This window comes from Rhodoferax lacus (assembly GCF_003415675.1).
Taxonomy (GTDB): Bacteria; Pseudomonadota; Gammaproteobacteria; order Burkholderiales; family Burkholderiaceae_C; genus Allorhodoferax; species Allorhodoferax lacus.
This window is the reverse complement of sequence record NZ_QFZK01000033.1, coordinates 1-26,707: the sequence shown is the minus strand read 5'-3', so window position 1 is coordinate 26,707 and position 26,707 is coordinate 1. Positions and strand designations below refer to the sequence as shown.

Below are 26,707 nucleotides of genomic sequence, written 5' to 3'. Positions count from 1 at the left end.
CCGCACCCATGCCCGGCATGGTGGTCACGGTGGCGGTGAAGGTGGGGCAATTGGTGAAGAAGGGCGACCCGCTGCTGTCGTTAGAGGCCATGAAGATGGAGACCATGCTGAGCGCCGACCGTGATGCCACGGTGCACGCCATCCATGTGCGCGCAGGCGAGACCATCAACGCCAAGGATTTGCTGATCGAGCTGAAAGACTAGCCGCGCCTACAGCGGGTCAAAGTCGTTGGTCACCACAGGTGAGCGGCTTTGCGCCTGCTTGGCCAAAACCGCCAACAGCATGGCGGCAGCGGCTGAGCCACTCCACACGGGCGAGGCGGAAATGACAGTGGCCAGGCTGTCCAGGGCGTGGGCGCTGACCTGTTGCACATGGCGCACCAGTTCCATGACGTCACGGGCGCCCACCTGGCTGGCATCTTCTGCGCTGACTTGGAGCCGGGACCAGCCGTTGGCCAATATGATTTTGGCAAAAATGCCATTGGCAATGGCGGCGAGCGACAAAAGGCCCAGGGGCTTGAGCAAGGGCTCCAGCAACTGGCCCCGCCCTGCAGGCGGCGACTCTTCAAACACCCGTGCCACCAGGTGTGGCACCGTGTCGGGGCCAGGCAGGGGGCGCAATGATGGATGTTCCTCGGACATGGTGGAAGCTGCTTTCAATGGGAGATACGGAAGGGCCCTGCATACGCGGGCTGCGCAGTCTGAATGGCCGGCAAACAGACCTGGCTTCTGGACACCCCGCTATGGTGCCGTCCCACCCGTGACACGGCCATGATGAAACGCAAAAGTTCAGGTAAACGGATGTAACGGTGAATGCCAAGGCGTGTGTCGCTATCATGGCCGGATGCCGCTATGACGGCGGCATGCCAATCCATACAGTGAACCCCAATCAGAGGAGACAACGATGCGCAATTTCGTGAAAGCAGCGAGCCTTGCTGCCGTGTGTGTGGCCGGTTTGGCGGCCTGTGCCGGCATGCCCGCCGGCCCCAAGGCCATGACCTTCTTCGTGACCAGCCAGGGCCCCGGCAACGGGGGCGATCTGGGTGGCTTGGAGGGTGCCGACAAGCACTGCCAGACGCTGGCCACCGCAGCCGGTGCGGGTGAGCGCGAGTGGCATGCCTACCTGAGCACCCAGGCGCCCAAGCTGGCCGACCCCAGTGCGGTGAACGCCCGCGACCGCATTGGCACCGGCCCTTGGCAGAACGCCAAAGGCGAAGTGGTTGCCCGCAATGTGGAGGAACTGCATTCCGCCAAGAACAACATCACCAAGCTGAGCGCCCTGGACGAGAACGGCCAGCCCGTGAATGGCCGTGGTGACACGCCCAACAAGCACGACATGCTGACCGGCTCGCGCCCTGACGGCACGGCCTTTCCCGGCGCACCTTTTTCCGACATGAGCTGTGGCAACTGGACCAAGTCCAGCGCAGAAGGCTCGGCCATGACCGGTCACCATGACCGCGTGGGGCCTTTGGCGGCTCCCTGGGCCAGCTCCTGGAATTCCACCCACCCCACCCTGGGTTGCAGCCAGGAAAAGATCCGCCCCACCGGTGGTGACGGCTTGTTCTACTGCTTTGCCGTGAAGTGATGGGCCGTGGCCACGACGGTGCGGTTGCGCCCCGTCGATTTGGCCTGGTAGAGGGCGTGGTCGGCGCAGCGGATCAGCTCCTGCTGCGTCTGGCCGTGCAGCGGATAGCTGGCCACGCCAATCGAGAGGGTGACCCCAATGTCTGCGCCACCGAAGGCCACCGGTTCCCCGGCAAACTCCAGGCGCAACTGCTCGGCTTTTTCGCAAGCCGGGCCGATGTGCGTGTTGGGCAATATCACCAGAAACTCTTCGCCGCCATAGCGGCACACGATGTCGCTGGCCCGTGTCAGCCGCATCAGTGTGGCTGACAGCTTTTTCAGTACCTCGTCACCGGCCAGGTGGCTGTAGTCATCGTTGACGCGCTTGAAAAAATCGATGTCCAGCAGCATCACGCAAAGTGCGCTGTCTTCGCGCGCACAGCGGACGAGTTCATGCGCCAGGGCGGTATCCAGGTAGCGGCGGTTGTACAGGCCGGTCAGTGCGTCATGGTTGGCCTGGTCGCTGAGCTGAACCTGCAGCAACTGGATCTGCACCAACTGCTCCTGCAGGGCGGTGTTGACCGCATGCAGCGCCTGCTCGTTGGTATGCAGCTTTTGACGCGAGTCCTGCAGTTTGCGCGTACGCAGGTAGGCCACGTTGGCCAGGCTCAGCAGGTACAGCGTGAGTCCGACAATGCAAAGTGCGGTTGCCGAATCCGTGGTCTGTGGTGGTATCTGCCAGCCCAGGAAGGCGGCGCTGGCAACAGCACTCAGCACCATGGCCGCAAGAGACCGCAGCACCCCCGCAATGCCACGGTAGAGCACATGGGTCAGGGCAGTGCCTATGAGCAGGGAGAAGGAGATCCAGGTGGGAAAGCCCAGCAGCGCCGCACAGATTCCAAACAGGAAGGAATCCAGCAGCAGGTTGTTCATCTCGCAGCGGTAGGGGGAAGCACTCCGCCTGGCGCGCCAATAGGCAAGATGGGGATAGACAACAAACACAAAGCCCATAAAGGCCCAGGCCGCAGGCCCGACATTGTCTGTGGCCATTTGCGCGCCCACGATGGCAAACAGCATCAGGAAGGAGGCGGTTCGGTTCTGGTAGTTGGTGCGGACTATCCAGTGGTCGGCTTGAATATTTTTCGTCACAGACAGAACCCTGTAGCTCCTTGCAACCTGACTGCTCCGCTCAAGGCTTTCCAACCAAGGAAAGGTCCATTCATTCTATGCCCCGAACACCTGCACACCAGACTATTTGAGAGCATGGGCAATGTGTGATTGAGGGTTCGCAGTAGACGCTGTGCCTGCCTTGCAGCGGGGTTTTGCGTTGGTTTGGGTGCAAAGCACCCAAGCGCATGCCACAGCGAAGGACTAAACTGAAAGACTGCCGATGCGCTCTTGCCGGTCCATTGATGCCCCTGTCCTGAATGGAAAATAGTGTGAAAACAATCCAGGGCAATCTGTTGCGGTTTTCGGCCATCATCTGGCTGTTGGTGGGCACACTGCTTTGCCTGATGGTTGCCTTTGCCGTGTATGTCCGCGCAGAAAAGCAAATCGACCTGGCCAACGACAAGCGCCAGCAATCGATCCGGCTGGCTGGCGAATTGCGCCAGTCATCGGACGATCTGTCCAGCATGGTGCGAACCTTTGTGGCCACCGCAGACCCCACCTACAAGGCGTTCTACCAGGAGATTCTGGATATCCGTGACGGCAAGTCGCCCAGGCCACTGGAGTACTGGGATGTGTACTGGGATCTGGTCCAGAAGGACCAGCCCCGGCCCAGAGCCTTTGGCGCCGCCGTTGCATTGCTGGACTCCATGCGCCAGGCCGGCTTTACAGAAGCCGAATTTGCACAACTGGCCCAGGCCAAGAAGAGCTCGGACGAGCTTACCCAGATAGAGATCGCCGCCATGGCTCTGGTGGAAGCCGACCCTGCACAAAGCCCTGGCTCCGCAGAACGGGCCATTCGCATGCTGCATGACGACGCCTACCGCCAGGCCAAGGCGGCAATCATGCAACCCATTGGGGAGTTCTCCCGTCTGGCAAACCAGCGAACCATGGAGGAGGTGCAACAGGCCAAAGCCCATGCGCTGCGCATGCGCAACCTGCTGATTGCCATATTGCTTGTGCAGTTGCTACTGCTGTGGATGACGCGCAGGCAGCTCTATGCCATTCTGGGCAGTTCGGTGGAGGGCTTGCACAGGCACATCGTTCGCCTGGGCAGCGGGGACTTCACCAGCGACATCCAGGTGCCTGCGGGTGCACAAGGCAGTGTGCTCGGGTGGCTGTCGGAAATCCGGGCCCGGCTGGCCAGTCTGGACCTGCACCACTTCAAAGCCATCGTGCATTCGACGGATGACGCCGTCATCAGCAGAACCCTGGCCGGCGTGGTGTCCGGCTGGAACCCGGGTGCCGAAAGAATCTTTGGCTACGCCGCGGCGCAAATGGTGGGGCAGACCATGCACGCTCTGGTACCACCGGAGCGTGAAGACGAAGACGCCAGGCTGTTGGCCAGTGCCGCCGCCGGCCAGCGCTTTGAACATTTCGAAACCGTGCGGCGCAGCAAGGACGGGCGACTGGTCGAGATATCGGCAACGATCTCGCCCATTCTGGATGACGCCGGGCGGGTGCTGGGCGTGTCCATGATTGCCCGCGATATTTCCCGGCGCAAGCAGGCCGAACTGGACTTGCAGGAGAGCGAGATCCGCTACCGCACGGCCTTCATGACCAGTCCCGATGCCATCAACATCACCCGGGTGGAGGACGGCCGCTACCTGGAAGTCAGCGCAGGCTTTGAGCGCATGACGGGATGGCGGCGCGACGAGGTCGTGGGCCGCACCTCGGTGGAACTCGGCCTGTGGGCTGACGGTGGGGACCGGCAGCGCTTCATGCAGGCCCTGGAGCGGGACGGCCGCTACGAAAACCTGGAGGCCCGCTTCAAGGCCAAGGACGGACACATCGTCGTGGGCCTGATGTCGGCGCATCTGATGGTGGTGAAGGGCGAGCGCTGCCTGCTGTCGGTGACGCGTGACATCACCGAGCGCAAGCACGCCGAAGAAAAACTCAAGCTCGCCGCCAGCGTGTTCTCGTATGCGCGCGAAGGCATCACGATCACGGATGCGCAGGGCACGGTGGTGGATGTCAACGACACGTTTACCGACATCACGGGCTATGCGCGCGGGGAGGCCATCGGGAAGAACCTGCGCATCCTCGCCTCGGGGCGGCATGACAAGGCGTTCTTTGCCAGCCTGTGGGCGCAACTGACAGAGAAGGGCCACTGGTACGGCGAAATCTGGAACCGCCGCAAAAATGGCGATGTGTATGCCGAGGCGCTGACCATCAGTGCGGTGAAGAACAGTGCCGGCGTCACCCAGAACTATGTGGGCCTGTTTTCGGACGTTACCCTGCAGAAGGAGCATGAGCAGCACCTCGAACACATCGCGCATTACGATGCCCTGACCAACCTGCCCAATCGCGTGCTGCTGGCCGACCGCATGAAGCAGGCGATGACGCAGGCACTGCGGCACAAGGACCGCGTGGCCGTCGCCTACCTGGATCTTGACGGGTTCAAGGACATCAACGACCGCTATGGCCACCAGGTCGGCGACCAGCTTCTGATTGCCATTGCCAACAACATGAAGCAGGCGCTGCGGGAGGGTGACACGCTGGCGCGCCTGGGTGGAGACGAGTTTGTGGCGGTGCTGCTGGATCTGCATGAGGCGGCCGACAGCTTTGCAATGCTCAACCGCATTCTGGCGGCTGCGGCCACGCCGGTCCAGATCGGTGACCATCTGCTGCAGGTGTCAGCCAGCGCAGGGGTGACGTTTTTCCCGCAGGAGCAGAACCTGGATGCAGACCAGTTGCTGCGCCAGGCCGATCAGGCCATGTACCAGGCCAAGCTGGCCGGCAAGAACCGGTGCCAGGTTTTTGATGCGGCCCACGACAGCAACCTGCGTGTGCACCATGAAAGCCTGGAGCACATACGCATCGCGCTGGAGCGCCAGGAATTTGTGCTGCACTACCAGCCCAAGGTGAACATGCGAACGGGCGAACTGGTGGGCGTGGAGGCGCTGATCCGCTGGCAGCATCCGCAGCGCGGACTGCTGGCGCCTGGGGCTTTTCTGCCGGTGATCGAGAGCCATCCCCTGTCGGTTGAGTTGGGCGAATGGGTGATGGACCAGGCCCTGACGCAGGTCGAGCGCTGGCGCGCAGCCGGGATGGATCTGCAGGTCAGCGTCAACGTAGGCGCCCTGCAGTTGCAGCAGCCCGATTTTGTGGAGCGCCTGCAAGCCGTTTTGGCCCGGCATCCTGCGCTCAGCCCGAACCGGCTGGAACTGGAAATACTGGAGACCAGTGCGCTGGAAGATGTGGCCCAGGTATCCGAATTGATAGACACCTGCGCCCGCCTGGGCGTGCGCTTTGCACTGGATGACTTTGGCACCGGCTACTCATCGCTGACGTATCTGAAGCGCCTGCATGTCGGCCTGCTCAAGATTGACCAGAGCTTTGTCCGCGACATGCTGGATGACCCGGACGATCTGGCCATACTGGAAGGCATCATCGGGCTGGCCGCGGCGTTCGGGCGCCAGGTGATTGCCGAGGGTGTTGAAACTGCAGCCCACGGGCGGGCGCTGTTGCACCTGGGCTGTGATCTGGCGCAGGGCTATGGCATTGCCCGACCCATGCCCGCCGCCGATATTGCGCAGTGGGCCGGCAGCTGGCAGCCTGACCCCAGCTGGTCAGAGTTGCCCTGGCTTGGAGGCGGGGAGTAGTTCCGCAGCGGCGTTTTTTTTGCGCAGCTCAAAGGTTGCATGCTGGCCTGTGAGCAGCAGGAACAGGGCAAAGATGGGCCCCGGCATGTTGCGCGGGTCGCTGCTGCTCTCCAGCGCCTGCCAGGTGCGTGACTGCAGGCCACCGCGGCTGCCGGCTTGCACCGGGTAGCCCATCAACGTGGCCGCTTCCACCTGGCTCAGGCCCGCAGCCATGCGCGCGGCCTTGAGCGCCTCGCCCGAGGGCGCGGGCAGGTCGAGTTGGGGGAAGGCGTGGGTGGATTGGTTCATGCTTGCATCTGTCCTGAGAGCAGGCGGGTGACGCCCGGCGTGTTGTGTGCCACCGCGTCCAGCAAAGCCCTGGCTACGTGCTCGGCCGCAATGGGCTGGTAGTTGGCGGGCACCAGGGGCTTGATCCAGCGCATCACCTGCAAGCCCAAGCGCTCGGCCACCCGCTTGGGTTGGCCCAGCGCCTCGCGCGGACCCGTCAATTGGCTGGGCTGGGCGATCACGGTCTGGGCAAAGCCCAGGCGCAACAGCGCCTCTTCCATTTCGCCCTTGATGCGGGTGTAGAACACTGCCGACCTGGCATCGGCCCCCATGGAGCTCACCACACCCAGCCGCTGGGCCCCAGCAAACTGGGCAGCGCGCGCCACGGCCACTACCGCGTCCACATCAAGTGCACGCATGGCCGCCTGGCTGCCCGCCACCTTGAGGGTGGTGCCCAGCGCGATGAAGACGTCATCCACCGCAGGCAGGGCGGGCAGGGCCTGGAAGTCCACGATCTGCTGTGTGAGCTTGGGGTGCTGCAGGGCCAGCTTGCGCCTGCCAATGCACAGCACCTTTTGGTAGCGCGCGTCCGCCAGCAGCGCTGTCAGCAGCGCACTGCCCACCAGGCCGCTGGCGCCTGCCAGCAAGGCCGTGCGGCCTGCGTGTTCCGTGTTCACCATGTCGAAGACCCTCTGCGTTGTGGCCATCCTAACGCCGCGAAGGACCTGGCCCGCAGCCCATCTACCAACTGGCCAGCTCCTGTAGCAGGCGCGCCCGGGTCTGCGCCGGGGCAAAGCTGGCCTCTATGGACGTGCGTGCCACGTCACGGACCACCGCGTCGCTCCAGCCAAAGGCGTTGGCACACAGCTGGTATTCCCCGACCAGGCTGGCGCCCAGCAGGGCCGGGTCATCGGTGTTGAGGGACACGGCCACACCGGCCTGGCGCAGGCGCTCTATCGGGTGTGCTGCTATGGACGGATAGACGCCCAGCACCAGGTTGGAGGTGGGGCAGATGCCCAGCGGAATGCGACGCGCGGCCAGCAGCTCCACCAGGGCCGGGTCTTCGATGGCGCGCACGCCGTGGTCTATGCGGTCGGCACCCAGCAGGTTCACCGCATCCCACACGCCCTCGGGCCCGCTGGATTCGCCCGCATGCACGGTGCGGCGCAGGCCCGCAGCCGCCGCACGGCGAAAGGCCTCGGCAAAGCGCGGCCCGGTGCGCCCGGCGGTGGCCTCGTTGCCGTCCACCGACAGGGCCACCACGCGCGGGTGGCGCAGGGTGGTGAGCTGTTCCACCAGTTCGGTGGCGGCCTCGGCCGATTGCGTGCGCAGCAGGCTGATGCACAGGCCCACCGGTGGCAGGCCGTCCTGCTCGGCCGCGCTGAAGCCCGCATCCATGGCATCCAGCATGGCGGGCAGGCGGCCGTGCCATGCGTGCCAGTGGGTGGGGTTGACGATGACGTCGGCATAGCCGGTGCCGTCCGCTGCCAGACGCTGGCACAGGCCGTAGCTGAGATCGGCCAGGCGCTGCGGTGTGGCGGCCAGGCCGCAGGCCAGGTCCAGAAATTCAAGAAATTCCGACAGGCCGGAAAACTGGAACAGCGTCTCCACCGGCCGGGGCAGGCTGCGCTGTTCCAGCGCTGCCCATTGCGCCAGCAGTGTGGCCTCGAAGCAGCCCTCCAGATGCAGATGCACCTCGGCCTTGGGGAGCGCGCGCAGGCGGGCCTGCGCGGTGCTCGTTACACTGGATTGCATGGGCGTGGTTCCTTACTCTGTGAAGCGGGATGGCAAATGAAACAACAACGTGTCTTGGTGACCGGTGCATCTTCGGGCATTGGCCTGGAGCTGGCAAAAGTATATGCACAGCAGGGCTACGCCGTGGTGCTGCTGGCGCGCAGCCAGGCGGCCCTGGAGCAGCTGGCCGCAGAGCTGCGCAGCCAATACAAGGTAGGCGTGGAGGTGCTGGTGGCCGACCTGCGCCAGCCGGATGCCGCGGTGCGGGTAACGCAGGACCTGGCACAGCGCGGCCTGACGATTGATGTGCTGGTGAACAACGCCGGCTTTGGCCTGCTGGGGCCGCACGCCCAATCGGGCGTGCAGGAGCAGATGGACATGCTGCAGGTCAACATGATGGCCCTGACGCAGCTCACACGCCTGCTGCTGCCCGGCATGCTGGAGCGCAATGCGGGCGGGGTGCTGAATGTGGCCTCTACTGCCGCCTTCCAGGCCGGGCCCAACATGGCGCTGTACTACGCCAGCAAGGCCTTTGTGCTGTCGTATACCGAGGCCCTGCACGAAGAGCTGGCGCCCACCGGCCTGCATGTCTCCTGCCTGTGCCCGGGGCCCACGCGCACGGCCTTCTTTGCGGGTGACAAGTTGCAGAATGTCAGGCTGCTGAAATTCGGCTCCCAAAGCGCTGAAGAGGTGGCGCGCTTTGCCTATGCGGCCTTCCAGCGCAACCAGGCCATTGCCATCCCCGGCCTGAAGAACCGGCTGCTGGCCTTCTCCACCCGCTTTTCCCCACGAGCCGTTACCCGCAAACTGGCGCAGGCCCTGAACCAATAGGCCGCAGCATGTTGCTGCTGCGCTGCGCACGAAAGAAATCCATGCCCGCCACCGAAATAGAAGTCACCTCCGCCGGCACCGTGGCCGGCAATGAACTGCTGGTGCCCACCGGCAAACAGGGCATCACCTACGACCACCTGCAGGACTGGCTGGGCCCCAAGCTCAAGGCCAAAGCCTCGCCCAAGGACATCAGCAAAAAGGTTCTGGTCAAAGGCATCAAGCAGTGGGCGGTGTTTGAAGAGAAAGCCGGTGCGCGCACCCTGCGCACGGTGTTCAAAATCACCTGAGGAGGGGCCCATGCGATCCGGTCTGTTTCGGCCCCGTTGGTGGATGCTGGCATGGCTGCTGCTGGCGCTGGCTGGCGCAGTGCTTTTGGTGCGCGCCGAACTGGGCCAGCAGCGTGAGGTGTTTGACACCAACGCCCGCATCTTCCACCGCCTGCTGAGCCAGCGCGTGGTGCAGCATGACGCCATTCTGGCCACGTTGGCCCTGCTCTCCACGGCCGATGACGGCCGCCAGCCCGAGCAGCGCCTGGCCTCGGTCTACCCGCAGATCGTGGCGCTGCAGCGGCGCTCCTCCCAGGCCCGCTGGCCCACCGCAGCACTCGATGCGCTGGACGCTGATTCGCGTCTCCTGGGCCGTGCCGTGCTGGTGGACACCGACCTGGCCGCAGGCCGCTACCGCATCCTGCTGGGTGCGCAGCCCAGCAGCTACCTGCTCACCATTGACGTGCCCAGCATGGTGCCCCGGGCCGAATGGCCCACCGCACCCGGGGCCGCTGCCATGCGCCTGACGCTGCAGCACGGCGGCCAGTCCGCGGTGCTGCAGGCCGGCAGCCTGGCGCAGGCCTCGCCCTGGGGTTGGGACTTTTCCGCCAGCAAAGTGCTGGCCGCCGAAAGCCAGCCGCTGGACCTGCTGGCCCAGCGCCATGTGGGCTGGGACGAGCTGCCCTGGGGCCGCGTGGGCCTGTGGCTGGCACTGCTGGCGCTGCTGGCCCAGGCCTCCAGCCTCTGGCTGCGCCAGCGCGAGGAGCGCAACCGCGCCCAGGAACTGTTGCGCCTGGGTGCCGTGGCGCGCCTCAACACCCTGGGCGAGCTGGCCGCGGGCATGGCCCATGAGCTCAACCAGCCGCTGACGGCGGTGCTGGCCAACACCCAGGCCGCCAGCCGCCTGCTGGCCGAGGACGAGCCCGAGCTGGACACCGTGCGCCAGGCCATGGAGCAGGCCGTGGGCCAGGCGCGCCGCGCCAGTGCGGTGCTGGGCCGCATGCGCAGCCTGGTCGAGCAGCCCGGCCTGGGTGCGGCCCTGCAGCCGCTGGTGCTGCAGGATGCGGTGCGCCGCGCCCTGCACCTGCTGGAGCCCGAGCTGCAGCGGCGCCAGGTGCGGCCCCTGCTCAAGGCCCCGGGTGCCGCGCTGCTGGTGCAGGCCGAGCCGGTGGCGCTGGACCAGATCATCCACAACCTGCTGATGAACGCGCTGCAGGCCCTGGAGCGCAGCAGCGCTGGCGAACGCAGGCTCACCCTCAGCCTGGCGCAGGATGGCACCCGGGCCAGCCTGTCGGTGCAGGACAACGGGCCGGGCCTGAGCGCCGATGTGCTGGCGCACCTGTTTGAGCCCTTCTTCACCACCCGCGAAGGCGGCCTGGGCCTGGGCCTGCCGCTGTGCGAAACCCTGGCGGGCGCCATGGCGGGCAGCATCACGGCACGCAACGCCACGCCCGCGGGCGCCGAGTTCGTGCTCAGCCTGCCGCTGGCCACACCCACCCCTGCCACACCATGAAACAGCCCCTCTCGCCGCTTGCACCCCTGTCGCCCCTGATCCACCTGATTGATGACGACGACGCCGTGCGCTCCAGCCTGGCGCTGCTCATAGGCACGGTGGGCCTGCGCGTGCAGACCTGGGAGCAGCCGCAGGCCTTTATGCAGGCCTTTGACCGGGATGCCATCGGCGCCATCGTGCTGGACGTGCGCATGCCTGGCATCAGCGGGCTGGCCGTGCTGGAAGAGCTGGTGGCCCAAGGGGTAGACCAGCCGGTGCTCATGCTCACCGGGCACGGCACGGTGGATCTGTGCCGGCGCGCCTTCAAGGCCGGTGCGGCCGAGTTCCTGGAAAAGCCGGTGGATGCCCAGTTGCTGTTGGATGCGCTGCAGCAGGCGGTGCGCCAGCATGTGCGCTCGCGCGAGCGCCGCCAGACCGACCGGCAAGCCCGCGCGCGCTATGCCCAGCTGTCCGAGCGCGAGCGCGAGGTGCTGGGCCTGATCGTGGCGGGGCTGACCAACAAGGAAATGGGCCGCTCCATGGCCCTCTCACCGCGCACCGTGGAGGCCCACCGCGCCCATCTGTTTGCCAAGCTGGAGACCGAGTCGCTGGCGCAGCTGGTGCGCCACTACGGCGCGCTGGTGGACGAACTGGCCGCGCAGCCGCGCAGCCCGGGCGCGTAGTTCTACGTAGGCGCGGTCGGCACTCTACGCATTGGCAGCGCGGCGGGGTTTTTTTACAGTGGGCACACGGTTGATTGAACCGCTGCACTGACCCCAAGAAAGACTTTCCATGAAATCCATCCCCACCGCCTGCGCCCTGCTCCTGAGCTTGGCCGCCCTGGGCGCCAGCGCCCAAGTGCGCACCGAAAAGAACATGTCCCTGGAGCTGGCCAACAAGATTGCCGCTGCCACCGTGGCGGCCTGCAGTGCCGACAAGTTCAACGTCACCGCTACCGTGGTGGACCGGGCCGGCGGCGTGCGCGCCGTGCAGCGCGCCGACAACGCAGGCCCGCACACCCTGGCCGCCAGCCAGGCCAAGGCCTTCACCTCGGCCTCGGGCAAGAACACCACGCTGGCCATGATGGAGGGCGCCCAGAAGAACCCCGCAGCCGCCAATGTCGCCCTGATCCCGGGCTACCTGCTGCTGGGCGGCGGCGTGCCGGTGAAGGTGGGCGACGAGGTGATAGGCGCCGTGGGTGTGGGCGGTGCGCCCGGCGGCCACCTGGACGAAAAATGCGCACTGGCCGGCATTGCTGCCGTGCAGGATCTGCTGAAGTAAGCCAGTGCCTGCCCTCTCTGCCCTCTCTGCCCTCTCCGCCCTCTCCGCCCTGCCTGTGGCAGCAGCAGCGCCACGCCGGCTGCTGCTCTGTGCGCTGCTGGGCCTGGCCGCGCTGGCGGCGTCCGCCACCCCGGCACTGGCGCAGACCGCACCCAGTGCGGCCGAGGCCGCGGCTTACACCGGCCTGCTGGCGGCAGCGCACAGCGGCGATCTGGGGCAGCTGCGCCGGCTGCTGGCCGGCGGCGCCGATGTGCAGGTGCGCGATGCCATGGGCCGCACGGCCCTGCACATCGCTACCTTTGCACGCCAGCGTGCCGTCCTGCCGGCTCTGGTCCAGGCCGGCGCCCGGCTGGCGCAGCTTGATAACGAGCGCTATGACGCGGTCACCATTGCGGCCGTGGCCGGTGACGAAGACAGCCTGCGCCTGCTGCTGTCGCTGGGTGCGAGTGCGGCGCTCACCACCAGCCGTTATGACGGCACCGCCCTGATTGCGGCCGCCCACCTGGGCCATGTGGGTGTGGTGCGCCAGCTGATTGCCGCCGGCGCCCCGCTGGACCATGTGAACAACCTGCACTGGACGGCGCTGATCGAGTCCATCGTGCTGGGCGACGGTGGGCCGCGGCACCAGGCGGTGCTGCGCGACCTGCTGGTTGCCGGTGCCAGCACGCAGCTGAGCGACCGCGAGGGCAATACGCCGCTGGCCCTGGCCCGCGCCAGAGGCCACACGGCCATGGAGGCCATGCTGCGCCAGGCCGGCGCGCGCTGAGTGCGGGTGTAGCAGGCACTCAGCGCGCGGGCTCAAGCGCGCGGGCGGCGCAAGAAGGCACTACAGTGGAGGCCCAACAGTAAAAGCCCAGGAGCCATCCATGTCCCAGCGTCTTGCCGGCCACAGCGCACTGATATCCGGAGGTGCCTCCGGTTGTGGTGCCGCCGCCTCCCGCCTGTTTGCGGCCGAGGGTGCCCGGGTCACCATCGTGGACCGCCAAGCCGACCTGGGTGCCGCCCTGGCCGCCGAACTACAAGCCGCAGGTCTGCAAGCCACCTTCGCCCAGGCCGATGTGTCGCAACGTGCGCAGGTGGAGGCCGCCGTGGCCCATGCCACGGCCACCTTTGGCGCGCCCACCGTGCTCTTCAACCACGCGGGCACGATTGTGGTGAAGCCTTTTCTGGAAACCACCGACGAAGAGTACGACAGCCTCATGGACATCAACGTGCGCTCCATGTTCATCATGACGCGTGCGGTGCTGCCGGGCATGATCGCCGCAGGCGGCGGGCGCATTGTCTGCACCTCGTCCATCTCGGCCATTGCGGCCACGCCCATGGAAGTTTTGTACAACCTGACCAAGGGCGCGGTGCACATGTTTGCGCGCGCCATTGCCGTAGAGTTCCGCGACCGCAACATCCGCTGCAATGCGGTCTGCCCCGGCTTTATTGAAACCCCGCACGGCCTGCGCGAAGTGGAGGCCCTCACCCGCTACGGTGTGGACGTGAGCGAGGCCGCCATTCGCGCCGCGCAGGGTCGCATGTGCCGCCCCGAAGAGGTGGCCACTGCCGCCCTGTTTTTGGCCAGCGACGATGCCAGTTTTGTGAACGGCACGCATCTGTTTGTGGACAACGGTTTTACGGCAGTCTGAAGACACAAGGTTTCAACAAGGGGTTCAACATGCAGTTTGAAAAAGGCGGTTTGTGGCGCAACTGGGTGGGCAACCAGTCGTGCATCGCGCGCTTTAAAGGCGCACCCACCACGGAAGAACAGGTCAGCGCCATGCTGGCCGAGGCCGATGCGCGCGACCTCAATGTGCGCGTGGCGGGCTCGGGCCACAGCTTCACGCCGGTGGTGGGTACGGGCGGGCTCCTGCTGTCGCTGGCCGGCATGCGTGGTGTGAACCAGGTGGACATGGACAAGAAGCAGGTGCGCGTGGCCGCAGGCACCCGCATCCACGACCTGGCCATTGAACTCAAAAGCCGCGGCCTGTCGCTGGTGAACCAGGGCGACATCGACTCGCAGGCTGTAGCGGGAGCCTTCACCACCGGCACCCACGGCACCGGCATCACCCTGGGCTGCCTGGCCACCGCCATTGCGGGCCTGCGCCTGGTGCAGGCCGATGGCAGCGTGTTGGTGATTGACGGCAGCGACCAGGACCTGCTGCATGCCGCGCAGGTGTCGGTGGGCACGCTGGGCGTGATCTCGGAACTCACGCTGCAGGTGACGGATGCCTACCAACTGCACGAGCACCTGTGGCGCGATGATTTCGAGACATGCATGGAGCGCCACGACGAACTGGCCGCCACGCACCGGCACTTCGGCTTCTTCTGGTGCCCCACCTCCGAGAGTCGCCACCTGTACTGCCTGGCCGACACCGCCGATGCGCCGCGCACCACCACAAAAGAAACCGCCGATGTGTGCGAGATGAAGGTGATCGATATCACCGATGCGCCGGATATGCACACGCCCTTCGAGAAGATCGCGTACTCCAGCGACATCTACCCCATCGAGTACATCCCCAACTTCCACGAACTCGAATACGCCGTGCCCCTGCAGCACGGCAAGGCGGCAGTGCGCGCCGTGCGCGAGCTCATGCTCACCAAGCACACCAACGCGCTGTTCCCCATTGAGTACCGCTTCACCGCGGGTGACCCAGCCTGGCTCAGCCCCTTCCACCAGCAGGACAGCATCACCCTGTCCGTCTCTGGCCAGCCCGGCGTGGACTACTGGGACTACCTGCGCGATGTGGATGCCATCCTGCGCGGCTTCAACGCCCGCCCGCACTGGGGCAAGATGCATTTTCTGGACACTGACGATGTCACCGCGCTCTACCCGCGCGCGGGTGACTTCCGCGCACTGCGCCGCCGGCTGGACCCCAAGGGGCGGTTCTTGAACGACCATGTGCGGGCGTTGTTGGGCTGATGTATAGTTTTATACAGCACATTGAACGAGGCCAACCATGCACCGTACCCAGATTTACCTGCAGGACGCCCTTTACGACAGCCTGAAAGTGCGCTCCCGCAGCGTGGGCGTAAGCGTGTCCGAGCTGATTCGCCGCACCCTGGAAAAGGATATTCAAAAAGACCCCGTGGCCGATGCGCGGGCGTTCTTTGCGCGTCTCAATCCATTGGAGAGTTTTGCGGGCGTGGACTCGGAAGACTACGTGCGCGCCATCCGCAGCAAGAGCCGCATTGTGCGAAGCGCTGAAAAAGCATGACCCCCGAGCGTGTGGTGCTGGACACCAACATCGTGATCGACCTGCTGAAAAAAGTGCCGGCGGTGGTGGAGCGTTTTCTGGCACTGATGGAAGCGCAAACCCGTTTTTTGATTTGTCCGCTTGTGGTGGCCGAGGTGTATGCCGGAGCCTTCAAGCGCGAATACAAGGACATAGAGGCGCTGTTTGATTTGTGCCAGCGCATCGATATGGACTCCGACACGGGGCGCATCGCAGGGCTCTATGCCAACCAGTATGGCAAGGCCTACCAAGGCATATCGCTGGAGGACTACGTGCTGGCGGCCACGGCGCGTACGCAGCGCTGCCCGCTGTGGACGCACAACCGCAAGCACTACCCCATGGACGACATTGCGTTGTTGCTTGCCTGAATACCATCCCGTGCTGCTTCCAGGGAGATTCGCACTGGGGGAACGCAACGCAAGGAGTAAACCCATGAAACGCTATGGCTCGGTCATAGGCATACAGGCCGACAAGCTGGCCGAATACAAGGCCCTGCATGCGGCGGTGTGGCCGACGGTGCTGGCGCAAATCAGCCGCTCGCACATCCGCAACTACACCATCTATTTGCGTGAGCCGGAGAACCTGCTGTTCAGCCACTTTGAATACCACGGCAGCGACTTTGCGGGGGACATGGCGCGCATGGCTGCAGACCCTGAGACCCAAGCCTGGTGGGCGGTGTGCAGCCCTTGCCAGGTGCCGCTGGCCAGCCGACAACCTGGTGAACATTGGGCCAGCATGGAAGAGGTGTTCCATTGCGACTAGGCCTGCCTGCGGATGAAATTCACCTCTGGTGCGCCTATGCCGACACCGCGATTGACCACGACACTGCGCAGCATGACGCGCTGCGCCTGCGCTACCGCGCGCTGCTGACCGAGGCCGAGCGCAGCCAGGAGAGCCGGTTTCGTTTTGCCGAAGATGCCGGGCGCTACCTGCTCACGCGGGCTTTGGTGCGCACCGTGTTGTCCCGCTACGCGCCGGTGGCGCCGCAGGATTGGCGCTTCGAGACCAATGCACAGGGCAAGCCGCGCATTGCCAACCCCGAGGCCTTGGACGCAGACCTGTCGTTCAACCTCTCGCACACCCAGGGGCTGGTGGTGCTGGCTGTGGCTGCCGGCATGGCCGTGGGTGTGGATGTTGAATACATGGGCTGCGGGACTTCGCGCATGGAGGTGGCGGCTGCCTGCTTTTCGGCAGCGGAATACGCTGACCTGCAGGGGCTGGCCGGAGCTGCACAGAACCAGAGGTTCTTTCAATACTGGACGCTCAAGGAGTCGTACACCAAGGCGCGCGGGCTGGGCCTTGACATTCCCCTGCAGCAGGTTAGCTTCCAGCATCAGCCTCCGCATGGTGTGAGCCTGTCGCTGCATCCGTCCTTGCGTGACGTTGCCGCGCGTTGGGCCTTCTGGCAGTTTCAGCCCACGGCCCAGCATATGGTTGCGCTGTGCGCCGAGCACCAAGTGGAGCGCGTGATGACACCGGTGTGGAAAAGGACCATTCCCCTGCAGGACGAGGCGTGGCCCATGCAGGTTGAGAGGGTGCGTACCTAGCTGTTTGAAAGGAGGGCAATATGAAGGCAAAGCTGGAGATGGTGGTCTTGGTCGGGGTTTCCTGGCTGGTGAAGGTGCTGTTCCTGCTCTACCGCGCAGCGCCCTTCTGCGTGCCCTTTGCCGGTGTGTTCTATGTGCTGGATGGGTGGCTGTTTGCCGGGCAATCGCCTGCCTATGCGGGGAGCGCCACGGGTGTTGCCGCACTTGCAGCAGCGCTTGTTACCCAGCGTCACCCGGCCAAGGACAACCCCTACCGCGCCTACCTGGGCTGGTCGGGTTGGCTGGAGAAACGGGTGGACGGCCTGATTGCCTGGATTGGAACCATCAAGTACTTCACCTCGCCACTGGGTCTGGTGGAAGACCCGGGCTCCTACCGGATCAGCGGCGATGAAGTGCGTGCCTTGGTGGATGGGGTGCTGCAGCCCGGCGACATTCTCCTGCGCGGTTTTGATGGCTACCTGGATGGGGTGCTGATCAAGCTGACGAGCGCCAAAAGCGGTCCTGGTTCCGGCTACTCGCATGCAGCACTTTTTCTTGGGGACCTCAATGACACGTCGGACCGTGCCATCGCAGCGCGGCGCCTGGAGGTTCTGAACCCGCAGGGGCAGTGGGTAGCAGCCACAGACCAGGAAATGAACGCCGTGCGTGAGAACCGCCGTTACTTTGCTGCGGGCAGGCAAAGGGTGGTGCATGCCATGACGCGCGGCGTATTCACCGAGGACATCCTGACCTTTCTGCGCTGCGACTACCTGGCCGTGTTGCGGCTGCCAGAGACCCTGCAACTGACGCCACAAGAGCTGGCCCGCAAGACCGACCGCTCTCTCATCCAGAACCTGCACCAGGACGCCGCGGCCATCCGCCAGGCCTTGCTACGCGGCGACACCGTCCAGGCCCCCGACGTGCTGGAGGCTGTGCGGCTTTCAGCACTGGGGAAGATTGGCTCCTGCTATGACTTCCAGTTCAACGACGCCAAAACCCACCAGCGTTTCAGTTGCTCGGAGTTTGTGTACTACTGCCTCAAGAGCATCCATTGCTACATCGGTCTGGAGCTCAAGGACCACGGTCTTTTTGGTGCTTTTCTGGTCCGCCAGACCATTACGCCCAGCGATATCTATGAGGCCGCAGTGAAGCACGGCAAGCTTGCCGTGGTGTGGCAGAAGGCCTGAGCTGCTGCCGCTTGCTGCAGATTTAAAAAGTCAGTGGGGTCCCCAAGCTACCGCATCTCAAAGAGTTCCTGGTGAAAGCTTTTGCCGTCCATGCCCATCGCCACCAAGGCACGTCGTAACGACTGCCCAAACTTGGCTGGTCCGCAGAACCAGACATCTGCATTCTTCCAGTCTGGCACTTTGGCCACGATGTGGTTGGCATCCAGCCGGCCATCGCGCGGGTCCCACAAAACATGCAGATGCACCCCTGCGTTCTGTGCGTCCTGCGTCATCAGCCCAATGGCGTGCGGGTCATAGGCGGCCGTCGTGTGGAACAGATCCACCGTGCGTTCGTCAGGCGTGTGGGCCAAGGCCTTCATGCGGGCCACAAAGGGGGTGATGCCAATGCCGCCGCCAATCCAGATTTGCCGCTTCTTGCTGCCTTCGAAGGTAAAGCGTCCGTAAGGACCCTCCAAGCGCACGGTTTCGCCCACCTGCACGCGTTGAGACAGCGTGCCGGTGTAGTCACCCAGTGCCTTGATGATGAACGTAATGCGCCCATCGTTCAGCCACGCGGAGGAGATCGTGTAGGGGTGGGCCCCCTCGTCTGCATGCAGGGTGACGAAGGCAAACTGCCCCGCCTTGTGGCCTGCCCATGGGCCCTGCAGTTGAATGTCGATGGACATGGTCTTGAGCAGCGCATGGTGGTGAACGCCAACTACGGTGCCATCTACCTTGCGATTGCGTGCCACTCGCCCCAACAGCACCAACACCGCCGAGACCGTGCCCGCGCCCATCAGCAAGGCCATGGGTAGCCCCAAAGGGGAAGTCCAGTAGCCCCAATTGAGCAGCACCACGGCGTGGAACACCAGGGCGAGGTAGGTGGCCGCCAGGATGGTGTGGGTCTTGAGAAAGGCCTTGTAGGGGAAGGCCTTGACCAGTGCGATCACCATCAAGGCTACTGCCAGATAGAACGCCCATTCACCCACGCTTTCTGCCAGGCCATGTTGGGAGGCTATCAAGCGGTGGATCAGCTCTTCGGGCGGTGGTGGGCGGGGGCCGCGAACGGGGCGCTCCAGCCATCCCCAATCCACCATCCACTTGGGGCCTTGCGCAATGAGCCAGTGACTGATGGCAGTGACCAGTGCCGAGATACCCAGCCACTTGTGCAGGCGGTACATCTTGTCCAGCCCACCCAGGCGGGGTTCAAGCACCACCGGTCGCACAGCCAGCAGCATGGACACACTCATCACGCCAATAGAGAGCACCCCGCTGTATTGCAGGAGCAGATTGCGCCAGGCAAACAGGTTGACCAAGGAGGCGGCGGCTGTGCTGTCACTGGCCCACCAGAGCAGAGTGAGTGCGAATAGAAATACCCAGAATAGGCGTTGAACAGGCTTCATTGTGAGAGAGGGTTTTGCTAATGACCCTGAATAGGGAATGGTCAAAGGTTAGGCGCGCTTTGTAAACCCTTGATATCCGCTTCATTCCACCCGCGTGAAGGCTTTGCCTGCTATGGATGGCCGTTCACATGTAGGTTCTCAGAAAAATTGCATAAGCCCGCACATTGGAATTTAGGGCTTTCTTCACCTCTGAGAACACACGATTGAGAAATCTCAAAATGACTACAACAGACCAATTGCACGATGGGCCATCAACAGTCACAGGATCATTATGGGGTAGCCGAGGAAGCGGTCCTTTGCCTGCGACATCGAAATCCTATAGACACCAAGTAAAAACCTTTGAAATAGTTCCACCGAAAAAAATCATCCGCAGGCAGTTGTCCGTTCAAAGTAGGCGTCACAAACTCACCCATCGGCTAGCCAATGCTCCGAATACTCATCTGTACTGACACAGACCTTGAAGACCTCGATGCAGCGGTCAATGCGAAGGCCAGCATTCCTTGGATCGCGCCAAAGGATGCCCGCCCGGGAGACCAGTGCATTCTGTCTCACATGGGCGCAGGAATCACGCACATGGGTGAGCTTCGCTCAAACGCGGTTCGAAACGACGAGCCGCCCTGGAAGGGCCGCTACACGGCGCAACTGTCCAGAATCGTTGCCCTTGAGGATCCAGTCTCACACGAAGAGCTATGCGAAGAGTTTCCACATTGGAAGTGGCCTACATATCCAAGAACGTACACATCAGTCGACGGACCGCTCGCGTATCGTCTGGCGCAGCTTTGCGGCGACAGAACAGCACCAGGACTATTCGACGTAGACGAATACATAGCAGCGGAAGGTTCGCAACACATCCGGCGTCACCTCGTGCGCGAGCGCAATCTCAAGATAGTGAAAGAGAAGCGACGACAAGTTGTCGCGGAGACCGGGCATCTCCGCTGCGTTGTCTGTTCATTTGACTTCTTTGCGACGTACGGCGAACTTGGGCGAGACTTCTGCGAAGTTCACCATATGCTCCCGATGGCACTTCGATATGAAGAGACTGAAACACGCCTGCAAGATCTTGCCGTCGTCTGTTCGAACTGCCACCGCATGCTCCACCGCAAGGGTCTGCTGTCAATCGAGGCGCTGCAGCGAGCTGTGCGCGGTGACTCCTAGCTACTCGCTCAAGCGGAGCGCCGACGGCAGGACACTAGGCACGGTCTGGCGATACGCGGCAAATTTTCGTCAGCCCGGGCTTGTTGGCCTTCAGTTGCCGCCCGCTTAGTTCTACGTTGGTCACCAGTATCACCACTCTCTGTTGGGCGCCAAAATGTCGATGGACTCTGCATTCTGTTTTGGAAAGGTTGAAGGTCTATAGCCCCATACTCTTTCGGTTTGACGAAATTGTTTCACTGCCATCCAAAGATCATATTTTCCCAAAAGGGGGCGAAATTGATTGATTGCAAAGCCTTTTGCTGGCCAGCCAAAGGCAGTTGAATTTCTGAATTCGTCAATAATCAGATACGGCAACAAACGGCATGCAATCTGCGTGCTAACTCCGGGATCCTTGAGGTAAGTGGTTTGGACAAAAAGACGCTGTCAGAAGCGGACATCTGTGAGAAGTTCATCACGCCAGCCATCCAACTGGCGGGCTGGAACACGATCGAACAGATTTACCGCGAGTACACCCTGCGGCCAGGCCGTGTGGTGGTGCGTGGCAACCATGCCGCCCGTGACAAGAAGTCTGTCCTCCGTGCCGATTACGTGCTCTTCTACAAAACCAATATCCCTCTGGTGGTGGTCGAGGCCAAGGACAACACCCATGCGGTGGGTGCTGGCATGGCGCAGGCGATCAATTACGCGGAGTTGCTGAACATCCCGTTCTCCATCTCCAGCAATGGCGACGGCTTCGTCTTCCGGGACGCCACCATGGCCGATGGCGTGCTGGAGACCCACCTGACGCTCGACCAGTTTCCGACGCCATCCGACCTGTGGGAACGCTACTGCGCCTGGAAGGGCTGGCCCGCCGAAGTGCGCCAGGTAGCTGAGTACCCCTACGCGCCCAGCAAGACCCCACGCTATTACCAGATGAACGCCATCAATGGCACGGTGCAGGCCATCGCAAAGGGCCAGCAGCGCATTCTCTTGGTCATGGCCACTGGCACGGGCAAGACCTACACGGCGTTCCAGATCATCTACCGCCTGTGGAAGTCAACCTGGAAGGCCGACAAGCCGTCCGGCCAGAAGCGCATCCTTTTCCTGGCCGACCGCAACATCCTCATCGACCAGACCATGGTCAACGACTTCCGCCCGTTCAAGGGTGCCATGGCCAAGCTCAGTCCCAATGCCAAGGGTGTGGAGCGGGTCGATGCATCCACTGGCAAGCACTTCGTCGAGCAGCTGGATGTGGCGGTCAACAAATCCACCAAGCTGGTGGACAAGTCGTACGAGATTTACCTCTCCCTCTACCAGGCCGTGACCGGCACGGAGGAGGAGCAGAACATCTACAAGCAGTTCTCCCCCGACTTCTTCGACCTCATTGTGGTTGACGAATGCCACCGCGGCAGCGCCGATGAGGACTCCGCCTGGCGTGAAATCCTGACCTACTTTTCCAGTGCCACTCAGATCGGCCTGACAGCCACGCCCAAGGAGACCAAGGACATCTCCAACACCGAGTACTTTGGCGAGCCGGTCTATACCTACTCCCTCAAGCAAGGCATCGAGGACGGCTACCTGGCCCCCTACAAGGTGGTCCGCATCGACCTGGATAAGGACACCTTCGGCTGGCGTCCCCCGGAGGGCATGACCGACAAGCTGGGCAACGTCATCGAGGACAGGGTCTACAACGCCACCGACATGAACCGCAAGCTGGTGCTGGAGAAGCGTGACGAGTTGGTGGCCGCCAAGATTACCGAGTACCTCAAGGCCACCAACCGTTACGACAAGACCATCGTCTTTTGTGAAGACATCGACCATGCCAGCCGCATGCGCCAAGCCCTCTCCAACGCGAATGCCGACATCTGCAAGGACCACCCCAAATACGTGGTGCAGATCACTGGCGACAACCCCGAGGGCAAGAAGGAGCTGGACAACTTCATAGACCCTGAGAAAACCTACCCGGTCATTGCCACCACCTCCAAGCTGATGAGCACGGGTGTGGACGCCCAGACCTGCAAGCTCATCGTGCTGGACCAGAACATCAAGTCCATGACGCTGTTCAAGCAAATCATTGGCCGTGGCACCCGCCTGCGCGAAGACTTGGGCAAGACCTGGTTCACCATCCTGGACTTCAAACGCGCCACCGACATCTTTGCCGACAAAGACTTTGATGGCGACCCGGTGCAGATTTACGAACCCACGGGCGATGACCCCGTGCTGCCGCCAGAGCCTGAAGACGACAACCTGCAGGACGCTGGTCCCCATGCCGGAGAAGCCCCCGCAGGCGGGGCTCTTGACAGTCCCTTCGGCGGCGCTGGCCACGGTGATGCAGACGCCCCCAAGATTACGAAATACGTTGTGGGCGGTGCAGTCACGGTTGCTGTGGCCCGCGAGCGCGTGCAGTACCTCAATACACAAGGCAAGCTCATTACCGATAGCCTGCGCGACTACACCCGCATCAACCTCACGGCGCAGTACAACTCGCTAGACCAGTTCCTGCAAGCCTGGAACGAAGCCGACCGCAAGGCTGCCCTCCTGCAAGAGTTGGAGGGGCATGGCGTGCTGATTGACGCCCTGGCGCTCGAAGTGGGCAAAGACCTGGACCCCTTCGACATGCTGCTCTATGTGGCCTGGAACATGCCACCCCTGACGCGCCGTGAGCGCGCCAACCGGGTCAAGAAGCGCAATGTGTTCACCAGCTATGGCCCGGTAGCCCGCCAGGTGATTGACGCGCTGATCGACAAGTACGCCGACCAAGGCATTCGCACCATTGAGAGCGATGACATCCTGACCGTGCCGCCCCTCAACACCCTTGGCTCGCCGGTGGAGCTGGTGCGCAGCTTTGGCGGGCGTCCGCAGTTTCTGTCGGCCATCAAACTGCTGGAGAACGAGTTGTACGCCCACCGCTCGGCATAGCCCGTACTGCGGTACGCTCCGCGCAACCTTTTCCTGCGTCCCTTCCTGTCTGCGTTAGAACCCCTGCATGTCCAATATCTCGTCCGTCATCAAATCCATTCAAGACATCATGCGCCAAGACAGCGGCGTGGATGGCGATGCCCAGCGCATATCCCAGCTCACCTGGCTGCTCTTCCTCAAGGTCTTTGACGCCCAGGAAGAAGAGCTTGAACTGACCCGCGACCGCTACCAAAGCCCCATCCCCGAAGACCTGCGTTGGCGCAACTGGGCCACCGACGGCGAAGGCATCACGGGAGAGACCTTGCTGGAGTTCGTCAACGGCCAGCTCTTCCCCAAGCTCAAAGCTATTGCCGGGGATGCCGAGCGCAACCCGCGCGGCTATGTGGTGCGCAGCGTGTTTGAAGACGCCTTCAACTACATGAAGAGCGGCCAGCTGCTGCGCCAGATCATCAACAAGCTCAACGCCATTGACTTCAACCGCCAGACCGAGCGCCACCAGTTCAATGACCTGTACGAAAAGATTCTGAAGGACCTGCAATCCGCCGGTAATGCGGGCGAGTTCTACACGCCCCGCGCCGTCACCCAGTTCATGGTGGACATGGTGAACCCCATGCTGGGAGAGGTAATTTTGGACCCGGCCTGCGGCACTGGCGGCTTCCTGGTCTGCGCCTTGGAGTATCTGCGCAAGCAGGTCAAAAACGAGCAGGACCAGGCCACGCTCCAGCGCAGCGTGCGGGGCGTGGAGAAGAAGCAGCTGCCCCACATGCTGTGCACCACCAACATGATGCTGCATGGCGTGGAAGTGCCAAGCCAGATCGCCCACGACAACACGCTCACCCGCCCGCTGCGCGACTATGGTGCTGCCGACCGAGTGGACGTGATCATCACCAACCCACCGTTCGGTGGCGTGGAGGAGCCCGGCACCGAGAACAACTTCCCCGCCGATGTGCGCACCAAGGAGACCGCCGACCTGTTCCTGGTGCTCATCAAGCACCTGCTCAAGAACCAGGGCCGCGCTGCGCTGGTGTTGCCGGATGGCACCCTGTTTGGCGAGGGCGTCAAAACCCGCATCAAAGAGCAGCTGCTGCAAGAGTGCAACCTGCACACCATCATCCGCCTGCCCAACGGCGTGTTCGCGCCGTACACCGGCATCAAGACCAACCTGCTGTTCTTCACCAAGGGCCAGCCGACCAAAGACATCTGGTACTACGAGCACCAGTACCCCAGCGGCGTGAAGAACTACAACAAGACCAAGCCCATCCGCATCGAAGAGTTCGATGTGGAGAAGGCGTGGTGGGGCACTGAAGCGGATGGCTTTGCCAGCCGCGTGGAAAACGCGTTCGCCTGGAAAGTCAGCATCGAGCAGATCAAGGCGGCCAACTTCAACCTGGACCAGAAGAACCCCCACGCCGCAGATGTGGTGAGCCACGACCCGGAGCAACTGCTGGCCGACTACGCGCGGCTGCAAGCAGAAGCCCAGGCCCTGCGCGATGAGCTGAAAGGCATCCTGGCCCAATCGCTGTCCAGCGCGGGTTGAGAAAGCACATGTTGATTTCAAACTTGGATTTGTTGGCTACTGCACCGGGCGGTGTGGCCAAACTGCGGGAGCTGATTTTGACGCTGGCCGTGCAGGGCAAGCTGGTGCCGCAAGACCCTAATGATGAACCGGCGAGTGAGCTGCTGAAGAAGATACGGGCGGAGAAAGACCGGCTTATCGCCGAGGGCAAGATCAAGCGGGACAAGCCGGTGACGGAGATTCGTGATGAAGAGAAGCCGTTTGAATTGCCTCAAAGTTGGGAATGGGTGCGGTTTGGTGATGCCTCAATCAATCGTGACGGCGAGCGCATTCCTGTTTCGTCCAGCGATCGGGACAACCGCGCAAAGACCTACGACTACTACGGCGCTTCTGGCGTGATTGACAAAATTGATGGCTACTTGTTCGACAAGACCTTGTTGCTGATTGGAGAGGACGGCGCAAACCTCATAAACCGTTCAACTCCCATCGCATTTTTGGCACATGGCAAGTATTGGGTCAACAATCATGCGCATGTCATCGACACGACGAATCCTGAACTGATAACTTACTTGGCGCTGTTCATCAACGCCATTTCGCTGGAGCCTTATGTCACAGGGACGGCGCAGCCGAAGATGAATCAGGCAAAGCTGAATAGCATTGTGATTGCGCTACCACCGCTTGCCGAACAATCCCGAATCGTCACCCGCGTCGAAGAACTCATGCTCCTATGCGATGCCCTCGAAGCCAAAGGCCAGCTCGAAGCCACGCAACACGCCCAACTCGTCAGCACCTTGTTGGGCACTCTGACTGAGAGCGAAACGCCCGAGGAACTGGCCGAGACTTGGCAACGCATCGCCACCCACTTCGACCTCCTGCTCGACCGCCCAGAATCCGTTGATGCCCTGGAGCAGACCATCCTCCAACTTGCAGTGCGCGGACTGCTCGTCCCCCAAGACCAGCAGGACGAACCCGCCAGCGAACTACTCAAAAAAGTCCGCGCCCAGAAAGATAAGCTTATCGCCGAAGGTAGGATCAAGCGCGATATTCCTATGCCAATAATTGAACCGGATGAGCAACCGTTTGCGTTGCCGCAGGGATGGACATGGGCGCGACTGGAATCAATTTTCCAAGTAATCACAGACGGCGATCACTTACCACCGCCTGTATCAGAGTCAGGGGTAGCATTTCTTACGATCGGAAATATCAGCTCAGGGCTTCTAAATTTTGACGGTTGCCGTTTTGTGCCGAAGGATTACTTCGACGAAATTGCAGAGTACCGACGCCCAGCGAGAGGCGACATTCTTTATACGGTAGTTGGTGCGAGCTATGGGCGAGCCGTTCTTGTGGAAACAGACAGGGATTTCTGTGTGCAGCGACACATAGGAATATTGAAACCCTCGGTTGAAATCAATCTGCAATATCTTGCCTCGCTTCTTGCTTCGCAGTTCATTTACGAACAAGCCACGCGAAGTCTTACTGGAACCGCACAACTGAATCGCCCCGGGTTTCATGGAGGCCCGTTGGGTTAAGTCAGGCCGGTATTGCGGCCTGACGGGCTAATTGCCGATAGTAATTTTCTTCAGCCTCGGCAGGGGGAATGTAGCCGATGGGTTCCAG

General features: G+C 62.7%; 26 protein-coding genes. 20 read left to right on the top strand and 6 right to left on the bottom strand.

The genetic code is table 11. From position 1 onward, the window contains the following. On the top strand, window positions 1–203 hold a 203-nt coding region (locus DIC66_RS22160; RefSeq protein ID WP_117180360.1), incomplete at its 5' end, for a biotin/lipoyl-containing protein. Between the two features lie 6 nt (window positions 204–209). Here DIC66_RS22160 and DIC66_RS22155 read toward each other — a convergent pair. Next, entirely contained in the window at window positions 210–641 is a 432-nt protein-coding gene (locus DIC66_RS22155; protein WP_147321387.1) for a hypothetical protein, read from the bottom strand. Between the two features lie 262 nt (window positions 642–903). Here DIC66_RS22155 and DIC66_RS22150 point away from each other — a divergent pair, with 262 nt between their 5' ends. Then, complete coding sequence (locus DIC66_RS22150; RefSeq protein WP_117180355.1) at window positions 904–1,584, top strand: hypothetical protein; 681 nt, start codon at window positions 904–906, stop codon at window positions 1,582–1,584. Here the strand turns inward: DIC66_RS22150 and DIC66_RS22145 are convergent. Further along, window positions 1,563–2,711 (bottom strand): sensor domain-containing diguanylate cyclase, encoded by a 1,149-nt coding sequence (locus tag DIC66_RS22145; protein ID WP_147321386.1) that lies wholly within the window; start codon window positions 2,709–2,711, stop codon window positions 1,563–1,565. The two genes, DIC66_RS22150 and DIC66_RS22145, sit on opposite strands and share 22 nt — an antisense overlap. A 290-nt stretch (window positions 2,712–3,001) precedes the next feature. Here DIC66_RS22145 and DIC66_RS22140 point away from each other — a divergent pair, with 290 nt between their 5' ends. Beyond that, window positions 3,002–6,334, top strand: a complete 3,333-nt coding sequence (locus tag DIC66_RS22140) for a sensor domain-containing protein (protein ID WP_233506070.1) — start codon at window positions 3,002–3,004, stop codon at window positions 6,332–6,334. Here DIC66_RS22140 and DIC66_RS22135 read toward each other — a convergent pair. From DIC66_RS22135 to add, 3 genes are all read right to left on the bottom strand, one after another. Next, entirely contained in the window at window positions 6,302–6,622 is a 321-nt protein-coding gene (locus tag DIC66_RS22135) for a RodZ family helix-turn-helix domain-containing protein (protein ID WP_117180353.1), read from the bottom strand. The two genes, DIC66_RS22140 and DIC66_RS22135, sit on opposite strands and share 33 nt — an antisense overlap. Next, window positions 6,619–7,281: a Rossmann-fold NAD(P)-binding domain-containing protein gene (locus tag DIC66_RS22130; RefSeq protein WP_117180352.1), complete on the bottom strand. Its 663-nt coding sequence runs from the start codon at window positions 7,279–7,281 to the stop codon at window positions 6,619–6,621. The genes DIC66_RS22135 and DIC66_RS22130 overlap by 4 nt, the downstream gene beginning before the upstream one ends. Before the next feature lie 61 nt (window positions 7,282–7,342). Then, window positions 7,343–8,356: an adenosine deaminase gene (gene add, locus DIC66_RS22125; protein WP_117180351.1), complete on the bottom strand. Its 1,014-nt coding sequence runs from the start codon at window positions 8,354–8,356 to the stop codon at window positions 7,343–7,345. A gap of 36 nt (window positions 8,357–8,392) precedes the next feature. On the opposite strand from add, the gene DIC66_RS22120 reads away from it, so the two are divergent. From DIC66_RS22120 to DIC66_RS22060, 13 genes are all read left to right on the top strand, one after another. Beyond that, the gene (locus tag DIC66_RS22120) at window positions 8,393–9,166 is read left to right on the top strand and encodes an SDR family NAD(P)-dependent oxidoreductase (RefSeq protein ID WP_117180350.1); all 774 of its coding nucleotides are present in this window, start codon (window positions 8,393–8,395) and stop codon (window positions 9,164–9,166) included. 41 nt (window positions 9,167–9,207) lie between these two features. Next, a complete protein-coding gene (locus DIC66_RS22115) occupies window positions 9,208–9,453 on the top strand; it encodes a hypothetical protein (RefSeq protein WP_117180358.1) in 246 nt (81 codons plus the stop codon). 10 nt (window positions 9,454–9,463) lie between these two features. Then, on the top strand, window positions 9,464–10,945 hold the full coding sequence (locus DIC66_RS22110; RefSeq protein WP_117180349.1) for a sensor histidine kinase: 1,482 nt from the start codon (window positions 9,464–9,466) through the stop codon (window positions 10,943–10,945). Continuing rightward, entirely contained in the window at window positions 10,942–11,607 is a 666-nt protein-coding gene (locus tag DIC66_RS22105) for a response regulator transcription factor (RefSeq protein WP_117180348.1), read from the top strand. Before DIC66_RS22110 ends, DIC66_RS22105 begins: the two co-directional genes overlap by 4 nt. A 109-nt stretch (window positions 11,608–11,716) precedes the next feature. Further along, window positions 11,717–12,205 (top strand): GlcG/HbpS family heme-binding protein, encoded by a 489-nt coding sequence (locus DIC66_RS22100; RefSeq protein ID WP_117180347.1) that lies wholly within the window; start codon window positions 11,717–11,719, stop codon window positions 12,203–12,205. Between the two features lie 79 nt (window positions 12,206–12,284). Beyond that, on the top strand, window positions 12,285–12,971 hold the full coding sequence (locus DIC66_RS22095; protein ID WP_117180357.1) for an ankyrin repeat domain-containing protein: 687 nt from the start codon (window positions 12,285–12,287) through the stop codon (window positions 12,969–12,971). Window positions 12,972–13,071: 100 nt separating this feature from the next. Beyond that, window positions 13,072–13,839 carry an SDR family NAD(P)-dependent oxidoreductase gene (locus DIC66_RS22090; RefSeq protein ID WP_117180346.1) on the top strand — a complete coding sequence of 256 codons (768 nt, stop codon included), beginning with the start codon at window positions 13,072–13,074 and terminating at the stop codon, window positions 13,837–13,839. A 29-nt stretch (window positions 13,840–13,868) separates the two neighbouring features. Continuing rightward, window positions 13,869–15,113 carry a D-arabinono-1,4-lactone oxidase gene (locus tag DIC66_RS22085; RefSeq protein ID WP_117180345.1) on the top strand — a complete coding sequence of 415 codons (1,245 nt, stop codon included), beginning with the start codon at window positions 13,869–13,871 and terminating at the stop codon, window positions 15,111–15,113. A 37-nt stretch (window positions 15,114–15,150) separates the two neighbouring features. Beyond that, entirely contained in the window at window positions 15,151–15,408 is a 258-nt protein-coding gene (locus DIC66_RS22080; protein WP_117180344.1) for a ribbon-helix-helix domain-containing protein, read from the top strand. Further along, window positions 15,405–15,794 (top strand): type II toxin-antitoxin system VapC family toxin, encoded by a 390-nt coding sequence (locus DIC66_RS22075; protein ID WP_117180343.1) that lies wholly within the window; start codon window positions 15,405–15,407, stop codon window positions 15,792–15,794. Before DIC66_RS22080 ends, DIC66_RS22075 begins: the two co-directional genes overlap by 4 nt. A 64-nt stretch (window positions 15,795–15,858) precedes the next feature. Continuing rightward, window positions 15,859–16,188: an L-rhamnose mutarotase gene (locus DIC66_RS22070; protein ID WP_117180342.1), complete on the top strand. Its 330-nt coding sequence runs from the start codon at window positions 15,859–15,861 to the stop codon at window positions 16,186–16,188. Next, complete coding sequence (locus tag DIC66_RS22065; RefSeq protein WP_117180341.1) at window positions 16,179–16,973, top strand: 4'-phosphopantetheinyl transferase family protein; 795 nt, start codon at window positions 16,179–16,181, stop codon at window positions 16,971–16,973. The genes DIC66_RS22070 and DIC66_RS22065 overlap by 10 nt, the downstream gene beginning before the upstream one ends. Window positions 16,974–16,993: 20 nt before the next feature. Then, window positions 16,994–18,139 carry a hypothetical protein gene (locus DIC66_RS22060; RefSeq protein ID WP_117180340.1) on the top strand — a complete coding sequence of 382 codons (1,146 nt, stop codon included), beginning with the start codon at window positions 16,994–16,996 and terminating at the stop codon, window positions 18,137–18,139. A gap of 47 nt (window positions 18,140–18,186) precedes the next feature. Here DIC66_RS22060 and DIC66_RS22055 read toward each other — a convergent pair whose 3' ends face one another. Then, window positions 18,187–19,521, bottom strand: a complete 1,335-nt coding sequence (locus tag DIC66_RS22055) for a ferredoxin reductase family protein (protein WP_117180339.1) — start codon at window positions 19,519–19,521, stop codon at window positions 18,187–18,189. 573 nt (window positions 19,522–20,094) lie between these two features. On the opposite strand from DIC66_RS22055, the gene DIC66_RS22050 reads away from it, so the two are divergent. The 4 genes from DIC66_RS22050 to DIC66_RS22035 all read left to right on the top strand — a co-directional run bounded on the left by DIC66_RS22050 (window position 20,095) and on the right by DIC66_RS22035 (window position 26,619). Further along, on the top strand, window positions 20,095–20,676 hold the full coding sequence (locus tag DIC66_RS22050; RefSeq protein ID WP_158558982.1) for an HNH endonuclease: 582 nt from the start codon (window positions 20,095–20,097) through the stop codon (window positions 20,674–20,676). 405 nt (window positions 20,677–21,081) lie between these two features. Further along, window positions 21,082–23,574 (top strand): EcoAI/FtnUII family type I restriction enzme subunit R, encoded by a 2,493-nt coding sequence (hsdR, locus tag DIC66_RS22045; protein WP_117180337.1) that lies wholly within the window; start codon window positions 21,082–21,084, stop codon window positions 23,572–23,574. A gap of 67 nt (window positions 23,575–23,641) precedes the next feature. Continuing rightward, window positions 23,642–25,111: a type I restriction-modification system subunit M gene (locus tag DIC66_RS22040; protein WP_117180336.1), complete on the top strand. Its 1,470-nt coding sequence runs from the start codon at window positions 23,642–23,644 to the stop codon at window positions 25,109–25,111. Between the two features lie 8 nt (window positions 25,112–25,119). Then, window positions 25,120–26,619 carry a restriction endonuclease subunit S gene (locus DIC66_RS22035; RefSeq protein ID WP_117180335.1) on the top strand — a complete coding sequence of 500 codons (1,500 nt, stop codon included), beginning with the start codon at window positions 25,120–25,122 and terminating at the stop codon, window positions 26,617–26,619. Window positions 26,620–26,707: the final 88 nt, after the last annotated feature.